The sequence below is a fragment of the uncultured Megasphaera sp. genome (genome assembly GCF_900539295.1).
In the GTDB taxonomy this organism is placed as follows: domain Bacteria; phylum Bacillota; class Negativicutes; order Veillonellales; family Megasphaeraceae; genus Megasphaera.
The window spans coordinates 44657-55873 of record NZ_UQBH01000015.1 but is presented as its reverse complement, the minus strand read 5'-3'; the positions used below and the strand labels follow the sequence as shown (position 1 = coordinate 55873).

General features: G+C 48.2%; 9 protein-coding genes and 1 riboswitch. Of the genes, 1 reads left to right on the top strand and 8 read right to left on the bottom strand.

From position 1 onward, the window contains the following. Positions 1–217 precede the first annotated feature (217 nt). The 3 genes from QZQ46_RS06555 to QZQ46_RS06545 form a co-directional block, all read right to left on the bottom strand. On the bottom strand, positions 218–568 hold the full coding sequence (locus QZQ46_RS06555; protein WP_044503319.1) for a desulfoferrodoxin family protein: 351 nt from the start codon (positions 566–568) through the stop codon (positions 218–220). 263 nt (positions 569–831) lie between these two features. Continuing rightward, complete coding sequence (locus tag QZQ46_RS06550) at positions 832–1980, bottom strand: acyl-CoA dehydrogenase (protein WP_292280408.1); 1149 nt, start codon at positions 1978–1980, stop codon at positions 832–834. A 98-nt stretch (positions 1981–2078) separates the two neighbouring features. Beyond that, entirely contained in the window at positions 2079–2861 is a 783-nt protein-coding gene (locus QZQ46_RS06545; protein ID WP_044503321.1) for an enoyl-CoA hydratase-related protein, read from the bottom strand. A gap of 316 nt (positions 2862–3177) precedes the next feature. Between QZQ46_RS06545 and QZQ46_RS06540 the strand changes: the two genes are divergently transcribed. After that, positions 3178–4638, top strand: a complete 1461-nt coding sequence (locus tag QZQ46_RS06540) for a hypothetical protein (RefSeq protein ID WP_296828118.1) — start codon at positions 3178–3180, stop codon at positions 4636–4638. Between the two features lie 68 nt (positions 4639–4706). Here QZQ46_RS06540 and QZQ46_RS06535 read toward each other — a convergent pair whose 3' ends face one another. The 5 genes from QZQ46_RS06535 to eis all read right to left on the bottom strand — a co-directional run bounded on the left by QZQ46_RS06535 (position 4707) and on the right by eis (position 11215). Next, the gene (locus QZQ46_RS06535) at positions 4707–6290 is read right to left on the bottom strand and encodes an acyl CoA:acetate/3-ketoacid CoA transferase (RefSeq protein WP_296828116.1); all 1584 of its coding nucleotides are present in this window, start codon (positions 6288–6290) and stop codon (positions 4707–4709) included. Positions 6291–6418: 128 nt separating this feature from the next. Then, complete coding sequence (locus QZQ46_RS06530; protein ID WP_296828114.1) at positions 6419–7420, bottom strand: sirohydrochlorin cobaltochelatase; 1002 nt, start codon at positions 7418–7420, stop codon at positions 6419–6421. A 175-nt stretch (positions 7421–7595) separates the two neighbouring features. Beyond that, positions 7596–7774: riboswitch (cobalamin riboswitch) on the bottom strand. A 31-nt stretch (positions 7775–7805) separates the two neighbouring features. After that, positions 7806–8318 (bottom strand): ferritin, encoded by a 513-nt coding sequence (locus QZQ46_RS06525; RefSeq protein ID WP_296828111.1) that lies wholly within the window; start codon positions 8316–8318, stop codon positions 7806–7808. Positions 8319–8447: 129 nt separating this feature from the next. Next, the gene (locus QZQ46_RS06520) at positions 8448–9734 is read right to left on the bottom strand and encodes a hypothetical protein (protein ID WP_296828109.1); all 1287 of its coding nucleotides are present in this window, start codon (positions 9732–9734) and stop codon (positions 8448–8450) included. 320 nt (positions 9735–10054) lie between these two features. Beyond that, positions 10055–11215 carry an enhanced intracellular survival protein Eis gene (gene eis / locus QZQ46_RS06515; RefSeq protein WP_296828107.1) on the bottom strand — a complete coding sequence of 387 codons (1161 nt, stop codon included), beginning with the start codon at positions 11213–11215 and terminating at the stop codon, positions 10055–10057. Positions 11216–11217 lie beyond the last annotated feature (2 nt).

Sequence of the window (11217 nt, the reverse complement as noted above, 5' to 3'; positions counted from 1 at the left end):
ATCTTACCAAACTCGAAGGAGCTTGTCAAGCACGTTTTTGAAAGAACTTTCAAAAACTTCGCTTGCGGCTGTTGTCTCAGCCGGCCGTTCGGGGCTTCCCCCTGACAGCTTATTCAGTATACTCCCGTGTAAAGGAATTGTCAAGACTATATGTAGAAAAGATATACAAAAAAAAGACCCGTCTCAACGAGACGGGTCTTACAAGATGCGTTATGGATTAGAATTCGGCTTTCCAAATTCCGTGGAGATTACAGGATTCATATACGACACCGGAATCAACAGCTGCGAAAACGGCTTTCGGAGCTTCGCCCGGTTTCAGGAATTTAACTTCCAGTTTGTCGTCCGTTGCCAAGGCAATCCATTCGATGTAATGTTCTTCGAGCATCGGATGTTCTACGGAACCAACGGTAACTTCGATGGTATCTCCAACGCGTTTTACGTCAGGGATGTGTTTTTCTTTGGCTGCGTCGACGGAGCCGACAGCGATCGGCGTTGCGCCTTCTACGATACCGCTAAGCAAAGCCACTACATTTTTACCTTCAAGCTGATAGAATTTTACGTCTTTCATGTTAACTCCTCCTCTGTGAATGGTTCAAATATATGATGAATAATAGGGTAAACATAGTTAGGTATTTAGCAACAAAGCTTTATTTTTGTTTTATTCTACCTTATGAAGTCATCCTTGTCAACCGATTCATGCGTAATGAGCATACTTATCATTGAGCAGCGAAAATAACGGCCCTGACGGAGGTTGTGTCAGGGCCTTTATGTAAGCGGTTATATACACTATTCTATATCATTATTTGTTGAGGAGAAAGTAAGGTTTACAACTTAGCGGAGGATGGCACCAGAGATGACCATCTGCTGTACCTGGTTGGTACCTTCGTAAATCTGGGTAATCTTAGCATCGCGCATGTAGCGTTCAACCGGATATTCACGGGTGAAGCCGTAGCCGCCGAAGACCTGTACAGCGTCGGTGGTAACCTGCATAGCTACGTCAGAAGCGTATTTCTTGGCGATAGCAGCGTCGACGGAATAGGATTTAACGTCGGGCTGGGACATCTTCCAAGCAGCTTTGTAAACGGCCAGGCGAGCTGTTTCGATTTTGAGTTTCATATCAGCCAACATGAAGCTGACAGCCTGGAATTTTGCAATCTGCTTGCCGAACTGGGTACGTTCTTTCGCATACTGGAGGGCTGCGTTGTAGGCGCCTTCTGCAATGCCGAGTGCCTGAGCACCAACACCGACGCGGCCGCCGTCGAGGGTCATCATAGCGATTTTGAAGCCTTCGCCTTCTTTGCCGAGGAGGTTTTCAGCCGGGATTCTAACGTTCTGGAATACGAGTTCACGCTGTACGGAAGCGCGGATACCCATTTTAACTTCCTTTTTACCGTAAGTGAAGCCTTCCATGCCTTTTTCAACGATGAAAGCGCTCATGCCCTTTGCACCGAGGGATTTATCCGTCGAAGCGAAGACGACGGTAACGTCTGCTTCACCGCCATTGGTGTTGAAGACTTTGGAGCCGGTCAAGGTGTAGCTGCCGTCTTCGTTTTTAACAGCAACAGTGGAGCCGTTCAAAGCATCGGTGCCGGCATTCGGTTCGGTAAGACCAAAGGCGCCGAGTTTTGTGCCTTCTGCCAAGGGCTGGAGGTATTTGGCTTTCTGTTCAGCCGTGCCGAATTTCCAGATCGGCCAGGAGCAGAGCATCGTATGAACTTCGAAGCTGAGAGCGATAGAGGGGTCGACTTTTGCGATTTCTTCGCAGGCAACAGCCAAGCTGAGGAAGTCAGCGCCGACGCCGCCGTTTTCTTCTTCCCAGGGAATCCCGAGAAGGCCGAGGGTACCCATTTCATCGAGGATAGCGCGGTCAAAAACTTCTTGTTCGTCGCGGTCTTTTACGGTGGGAGCTAATTTTTTTTCAGCAAAATCTCTGGCGAGATTTGCGATATCTTGCTGCATTTCAGTAAGTTTAAAATCCATGGTAGGTGTTCCTCCTAAAAATAGTTCTTATTGCATACTAATATTTATAAAAAAGGACGCCGCCAAACGGCGTCCTAATTTATGCTGACTTATGACAATTATTTGCCCTGGAAGTTTTTAGCGCGTTTGTTTACGAATGCGTCCATGCCTTCCTTCTGGTCGGCTGTGGAGAAGCACAGTGCAAATACTTCGTCTTCGTAAGCAATACCGGTGATGACGTCGCAGTTGATACCGCGGTTGATAGCCGTCTTAGCGAGCTGTACAGCGATAGGAGCGTTGGCCATGATTTCTTTAGCCGTCTGTTTGCAGACATCCATCAATTCAGCCTGGGGTACAACTTTGTTGACCAAGCCGATGCGATAAGCTTCGTTAGCATCGATCATGTTGGCACGGAAGATCAATTCTTTGCCATAGCCACGGCCAACGACACGGGGAAGGCGCTGAGTACCGCCGAAGCCCGGGGTAATGCCGAGACCAACTTCAGGCTGGCCGAATTTTGCATTGTCCGAAGCATAACGGAAGTCGCAGGCGCAGGCGAGTTCGCAGCCGCCGCCGAGAGCGAAACCGTTGACAGCAGCGATGACCGGCTGCGGAAGGTTTTCGATGCGAGTAAACGTATCCTGGGAAATTTTACCAAATTTACGGCCTTCAACAGGGTTCTTCGTCGACATTTCTACAATGTCGGCACCGGCTACGAAGGATTTAGCGCCGTCGCCCGTAATGATGACAACTTTGACCGATTCATCGTTTTCGATTTTACCGACGCAGTCGTTCAATTCAGTAACAGTTTCTGTATTTAAGGCGTTGAGTGCCTTGGGACGGCTGATTGTTAAAATACCGATACCTTCTTCGTTGACGAATTTAATGTTTTTGTAATCCATAATGAAAGCCTCCTAATATAGTTCTAATCGTAACTAACTATGTGCTATTTGTCGGTTCGTCTTGAACCAACCTTGTGACTACAGTATACAAATGACCGACTTGGAACAAAACAGGAAAGGCTTGCCCTTTTTTGCATAGAATTAAGTCCTTGTGAATTTTTTTGTCAAAATCCGTTGTGATTCACCATTCCATGTGATAAAATGTACATGTTTGTTGAACTTAATTTATACAGATAATGAATAATCTTCATAACAAATTGAAAGTGATACCCTCCCTTTCAGGCAATATAAAAATCTATTATAAGGAGGCTCTGCCATGATTTCCGATGGATATGCTTCAACGCTTAAAAAGCTCATCGCCTTTACACAGGCTAAATTCATTTCCCTGGCTGACGTCGTCGGCTATGACGTGTCTTATGTCAACAAGTGGAGCAACGGCACAAAACTGCCGTCTTCCCGCTATGTAGAGCGGATAAACGAGGAGATGGGCCAGTATTTTGCTGAGTTAATCCAAAAACAGAAGAAGGAGGCCAAGTTCTTTAAGGCTTTCCCCATTTCTGAAAATACAGAGGATCTGGGCTTTGAGATCGGCCAGTATCTCTGCTCCGCATACCGGACGACACTGCATCAAAACAGAGCCCCGAAAAATAAGGAAAATCGCCCGTCTATCCAGGTCATTACAGGCCATCACGATACGTCGGCCTTCTTATCGGACCTGCTGCAAAAAAGCATTCAAAATCTGGAAGAAGACGGAGAATTACTGGTACTCGGTGAGTTCTCCACCATCTGCAGTTCCGGCTTTTGGAAATACTTTGACGGAATTCAGCTCAAAAACAAGCTCGTCGTCCGCGTCGGCCTTGACCTCGATAAACTGGAATCCGATCCGGAGGCTTTAACCGACTTATACCGCACCTTAGACGAATACCTCGATATCGACTTCGTCTTTTACGATATAAAGGAATCGGCCAATGCCAACCTCATCATCCTGAAAGGGGCCTTTGTCGTCCAATACGCCTTGGATACGCAGATGCGCTTTAAGATGTGCACCTATATCTTCGACGAGTCCATGGTTTGGGATATTTATGAAAAATTCAGCTTCACCGGCTCTGAACAGAAGGCCATCATGTCGACGGCCAGTTCCCTCGGACTTGATGAATTAGGCTACCGCACGGCTTTCTATGCAACGTCGCGCTTCTTTTTCTACTTGACCATCGGCTTTGAATTTCTCCTGCCCCACGAAGTCTTCGACAGCATCAGCCAAAACGCCTCGCCGGAACAGGCCTTTTCCATCCAGCGCCTGTGCGTAACCTGGGAAGAAGTCCTCAATGCCTCGGAAATCACCTTTATGATGCCGACGACATCCCTCCTGCGCTACGTCGAATCGGGCTATATCTATTTGACCGATATCGAATACCATCTTACGGCGTCGGAACGACAGGACCATATTCAAAGCGTCTTGGACGGCATGGAAAAAAATCCCAAACTTACCATGGGCGTCCTCTTACCGTCCGTCGGTGACGATGCCTATATGGGAAAAGACCTGTCCTTCTATTCCAACTACAAGACGGGATTCTTGAAAAAGAACAAGCGGAACATTCATAACAATGCCGATTCATTCTACATCATCAGCAGCAACCGACTCCATTCACTGCTGCTAAATGCCTTCCAAAATATGAAGAATCAGCCGTCGTACCGCCAATACGACCATGAGGCCTTGAAGAAGAAGTATGAAACGTACAAGCCCCTCATCGAACGGACCCTGTCTTTGTCACAATAATAAAAATTCTATATACTAAAAAAACCGCTCCATGATATCGTGGAGCGGTTTTCGTATATTTACGGAGCTTATTTTTTCAGGTCTTCTTTCATTTGTTTCAAGCCCATTGGCTGGTCTTTGAACAGGAAGGCCGGCATAATCTTGACATCGTCGATGATCGGCGTGAAACCCATCTGATCGAGGACATCTTTCTGCAGGTCGATGCCCGGTGCGATTTCTGTAAGGTGGACGCCGTCTTCTTTCATTTCAAAGACAGCGCGTTCGGTGATGTACAGGACATGCTGTTTATGCTTACGGGCATAGTTGCCGCTGAAGGTGATGTGGCCGACTTCAGGAACGAATTTCTTGACTTTCCCTTCCTGGAGGATGTGGAGTTCTCCGTCTTTGATTTCTTCACGCAGTTTGCCCGTCGTAAAGGTACCGCAGAAGACGACGTTCTTCGTATTCTGGGTAATGTTGACGAAGCCGCCGCAGCCGGCAATGCGCGTACCGAATTTAGAAACGTTGATGTTGCCTTCTTTATCGCATTCGGCCAGACCGAGGCAGGTCAAATCCAAGCCGCCGCCATCGTAGAAGTCGAACTGGGTAGCCTGGTCCATATAGGCTTCGGCATTGACTGAGGCCCCAAAACGAACGCCGCCGAGAGGAATGCCGCCAATGGCCCCTGCTTCGACAGTCATGGTCAGGCTGTCGCCGATGCCTTCTTCATTGGCAACGGAGGAAACGAGTTCCGGAATGCCGATACCCAAGTTAATGACCGCTTCACTGCTCATGTTGAGGAGCAGGAGGGCAGCCCGGCGGGCAATGACTTTTTTAGCATTGAGCGGAGCCGGATCGAGGGCTTTGACAGGAATCGTCGTTTCGCCGGTCAAGGACGGATCGTATTCACAGTCGAAGGACTGCTGGCGCTTAGCTTCATCATCTACTTGAACGAGGTAGTCGACGTAGATGCCCGGTACTTTGACCAATTTCGGGTCCAAGGTTCCGCCTTTGACGATTTTTTCGACCTGGACGACGACGGTGCCGCCGCTGTTATGAACGGCCTGAGCCAAGGGAGTGGCATCGAAAGGAGAAACTTCCTTGCTCATGACGACGTTGCCCCATTCATCGGCATAGGTGCCGCGAATAAAGCCGACGTTCATATCCATGCGCGGATAGAAGAGTTGTTCATGGCCGTCGATTTCGACGACTTTGACGAAATCTTCTTTAGTAACATCGTTGAGGCGGCCGCCACTGATGCGGGGGTCGGCAAAGGTATCGAGACCGACGTGAGTGATCGTGCCCAGGCGATGGGCTGCAACGTCGCGGAAATATTGAGACAATGTGCCTTGAGGCAGATTATAAGCCTGGATTTTATTGTCGTTTACAAGAGCCTGAAGGGCGGTAACGGCATTCCAGTGACCCAAGATAGCTTTTTTCAACATGCCTTCGTGAGCAAAATGATCGCCGCCGCGGCCGTCCGTGTTCCCCTGAGAGGCAGCGTAGATGAGGGTCAAATCCTTAGGTGCACCGCTTTCTAAGAACCGTTCTTCCAAGGCGCTGGTCAAGGCTTCGGGCTGACCGGAACCGACGAATCCGTTTGTCGTTACGACGTCGCCGTCTTTTACCAGCATCGCCGCTTCTTGAGCTGTAATTATTTTCACTTGTTTCATGTCTTCCATCTCCTATATCTCACGTTTTACTACGTGTTCTTCGTGATTCAAGTATACAAGAGGCGGGAGTGGAATAATACATGAAAAGGATGGACTAATTTGGTATCAAAAAATTCCATGAAGTCAAATTATTCAGCTTCTAAAGCATTCCAGGCTTCGTCGGCCCGTTCGACGAACATATGACGGATGGCGTCATTTTCACCGAGGCCGTGGATATAGGGAGTAACGGTAATGCCTTCTTTTTCGAGGATGCTCTTATGGGAATCTTCTTCGGCACCGGCCATGTCATTGTTGGCGTGGTCACCGGCAACCATCATCATCGGCATGAGGGTGACGTGTTTAATCCCTTTCGCTTTGAGCAGGGGGATGACCGTATCCAAATGAGGCCAGCCTTCAACGGAATAGATGTAAACGTTGCCGAGGTTTGCCGAGTCGAGGCGGTTCTGAACGACGGAGTAGTAGGCGTTAGCCGGATGGGGCGTGCCGTGAGCCATAACTAAAACGGCTTCTTTTTCGCCGATTTTAGGGAACTGCGTCGAAAAGGCTTGGACAAATTCTTCAACGTCATCGCGCTGATCTTCCTGACCCATCCAGTAGAGAATCGGCGTGCCGAGGGTCATTTTCTTGAAATCATTCTTGTAGAGGTCAAAAATAGCCGAGTCATAGGCGTATTCCATGCCTGGAATGACGTCGAGAGACGTGATGGCAACGCGGGTATAGCCTTCTTCTTTCAACTGTTCCATAGCTTTTTCCGGCGTCGGAATATCGAGGCCTTCTTTGGCTTTAATGCGGTCGACGATGATATGCGACGTGAAGGCGACGACGACTTTCTGATTCGGATGAGCAGCCTGAATGTCGGCTACGGTCTTATCAATGGTCTTCTGACGGCTGTCTTTATAGGTCGTACCAAAGCTGAGGACCAAGATGGCGTCTTTGTTGGCGACGTTCTGCATAGCCGGGTTGTTGTACGTGCGGACACCGATTTCAGCAGCCTGCTTTAAAGCCGGCGTCGCATCTTTGACTTCCGGGTTGAGGGTATAGCCGGCAGCAAAGGACGTGGCACCAAAAGCACCAAAGGACGTAATAGCCAGGGACAGAATCAAGGCGGTTTTCATTTTTTTGCGAAGCATAACAATCTCTCCTTTAAATAAAAAATTTAAGATATATACATTAAGCGTTCACCATCGATGATCCTCATAAAAAAAGAGCCCCGCATAGATGTCCAATGACATTATGCGAGACTCTCCTAGTCTATATCGTCGTGCGTTCTGACTATCAATCGCCATCCCTATCGCTCGCAGGTCAATCGGTGATTTTTAACCAGGCAGTTCTTCTGGCTCGGATTCACAGCCTTGCTGCGCCTTCCCATACGAATCCGTACAGTGGCATCGTGCAGCCGGGCTCCTCCTTACAGCGGCGGGACCGCGCCGGTCTTTCACCGGACTTCTCTATTGAGCTTACGCACCTGATATACGCTATGTATTTGTACTGAAGAAGTAAACCCTATCCCTTACCTTATAAAACCAGGGTCGGAGCTACATAGGTACGAGCCAACAATTCCTGATTGAGAGAATACAGGCCTTTCGGATCTTTACCAAAGAGTTCAAATTTCTTGAGCAGGTCGTCAGCGTTCTTTTCTTCTTCGCCCTGTTCTTTGACGAACCAGTCGAAGCACTGCATGGTGCGGTAGTCATGGACACTGTCGGCAGCATGATAGATTTTATTGATTAAGGAAGTTACATACTGTTCATGAGCCAAGCCTTCTTTGAGGACGGCTTCAGCACTTGCAAAATCGTTCTGCGGCTTTTTAACGGCATCAAAGAGAACTCGTTCACCGTTGTTGTGCAGGTAAGTCCGCATCAACAGGGCGTGGTCATGTTCTTCCTGAGCCTGAATGTCATACCAGTTGGCAAAGCCGTCGAGGCCGTTGTCATAGAAGTAGTTGGCAAAGGACAAATACAAATATTCAGAGAAAAATTCTTCATTAATCTGAGCATTAATTAATTCTTTTACTTTTGCATCAAGCATAGTAATACCTCCTTGAGTCCTTTCTCAAAACTCGCACAAAACGGGCTTTTTTTATTTAAGCAACTTTATTATAACACATTTTGCAGGTTCTGAAACCTATTTTTATCTGTTTTCTAAAGAAAATCAATATTAATTATCAAAACCTGGACCTTTATGGTGACTGTGGCTGCCATCCTTGTAGTTGACATGGATGGTTTCCATGTGCACCTTGCCGTCGACAATCGACAAAGCATCGGTCGAAACGTCGCCAAAGAACATGGATATGATGACATCTTGGAAGTGAAGATCCTTCCCGTCCTGAGCAAAAGAACCGGAAATACCGCGGAAGGGCAGGCCGTGGTAACGGCCGGGACCGGAGCGAAAATCACCGTAAACGGCCTTGGTACCGGCTGTACGGTTTTCTTCCATATGAAGGTTGAGGTCTACATCGCAGCGCAAAAATAAGTCATGAGCGGCAATACTGCCCTGAAGCTTGGTTCCGACGATGTCTGCCGTGTATGATTTTTCATCTAAGTTGACCTGTCCCGTTCCCTTCATGGAGCCGCCGAATACACCGGCGGTCACATCGTTGATATCGAGTTTCCCGCCTTCATAGTGAACCTGACCTTTGACGTCAGTAAATACTAAGGTCGTAATATCGAGCTTATCCATCGTTAAAATGCCATCGATAACGGGCTTATTCAAAGGACCTCTTATATCGGCGGAAATCGTCGCCGGATCCGTGATATCGAGGCCGGCACCGAGGGACTTGGGATTGCAGTCCGTCAGGAGAAGGAATAAATCATATTGAGGCGTATCGGGCCTAAAGTCGATGCTGCCCCGGATTCGCAGGGATTTCGCAGCAACGGTTCCTGAAAAAGGACCTGTCTGTAAGTTAAGGTTTGTCTTGCCTTTGGTATGGATATCCGCGTCTAAATCGACGTCTTCCATGGTAAAGTGACGGTCCGGCGATTCTGCTTCTATAACGCTGTGGTGCAGTACGACACGACAGTTAAAGGGACGGTTGCCCTTTGGCCCCGTGAGTTCGACAGCCTTCTTCTCTTTTTTCGTGTCGCCATCCTGATTGGACTTGATGTGCTGCAGCTCCATCTTGTCGTTAAAAATCAAATGGAGGTAGGCATCATTCAAGGTCACCGTCTCGATGGTCTGCGTCCCGATATGACCGGTGACGATATCCCGTATCTTAACGGTAAACTGCCCCTCCGGTATCTCTGCCAACTTTTTGCCGTCAGAATCGACCCACAGCAGGTTTTCAAAGGACACGGTTCCGCCGGGTGTCGCCGTCAATCGCTCTACGGTAACCGTCCCCAGAAATAGCTGGCGCTCGGCAACGGTCTTGTTAAAAATATCGGCAGCCTTATAGCTCATGTAAAAACAAAGGCCATAAAGAGCAGCAGCGATGACAAGAAGGACCATGAAGACTCTTATGATTTTTTTCTTATGACGACGAACCCAATTTCTCACGACACACTCCAATTCTCTTTCTCATATTGATAAGAAGATGGATCACATTTATAATCCGGCAGTCATTTACAAGTTTACTTATTTCGTAAACAAAGGCTGTTTTTAATTTTATAATTCGCGTATTTACCTAATTATCCGCACCATAAACTAATGTAAATTCGTTTCACAACAATTCTTGACAGGAAAACATTATCATGGGACATCGGCCTTTATGAAACAGGCTGGCTGCTAAAAATGCTGCCCCCGAAGAGACAGCATTTTATAAAAGTCTTTTAATACCATTCGTTGATCCAGTTTTTTTCTGTCGGGAACAAAGCCTGCAAAGTCGATAAGGCCTCGTCTGGACCTTTAAGTTTTTCGTTGAAGGCTAAGTCACTTATATCCATGGCGCCAAAGACCAATAAGGCCAGGGTTCCGATGGGCATGGTGACGTCAGCGTCTTTTTCCGTTTCTTTCACGACCGTGCCGCGTCCGTCAGTTACGGTTAGGGTAAAAGTCCCGCAGTTCCAATCGGCCAAGGGATCTTCCGTATGGAAGGTAACGGTGCCGTCATTTCGATAAGGGAGCTGTTCTAAAGCACCTTTGACATCGACAATACGGCCGGTCATGAAGGGCATCGTTTCGTGACCCGATTTTCCATCGGGGTAGAAGCGATAGGACTGGTCGTGAATGCCTTCGTTCCACTGAAAAGCCTCGCCCTGGGAGCGATGGTTGTACATATAGCCGAGGAGACCCCTCTTGCCCTTGCGGCAGGTATAGACGAATTCACCGCTGACAATCGTCGGCTGTCCCAGTTGATAAAAGGCATAGCCGATAGGGGTATCACCATCGAAGCAGACAGCGATATTGCCTTCCTTTAACTGAGCGTCGATATGACTGCGCCAACTCTTTTCATCACGCAAGGCATACCCCGAAAGACCTTTGGTGTAGCCCTCGTAAACGGCAGCCAAGTAGGGCCACTGATCACTGCTGTTGACGAAAGCGTAGCGTACAGTCCGATCAGTCAGGGGACGCAGGGCCTCAAGGGGTAAGGTTTCCTTCCACTGGTGACAGTAGAGTTCATAGCCATAGGGTTGATAAAAACCGGCCTTGCTGGGCATGAGGATATTGACGTAATGGCCCCGTCTTTTCATTTCTGCCAGGGACGCTGTCAACAGTTTGCCGCCAATGCCGCCGCGCCGGGCTGCCGGATGAGTCGCCAAACCGACGATATACGACGTGTCGATTGCCTTGCCCCGCAGAGACAGGGTATAGAGATTGAGGTGAGTCAGGCAGGCCATCTCATCGTCTTGAAAGCCGATGAGAACGTTTTCCGGCTGATAGAAGTTGTTGAAGTACCACTGGAAGAACGGATCTTCCCGATGTTCAAAACAGTAGTCCCAAAGGCTTTCAACGAGGCCCCGGTCTTCTTTAGAAGCCAAGCGGAAATCCATAA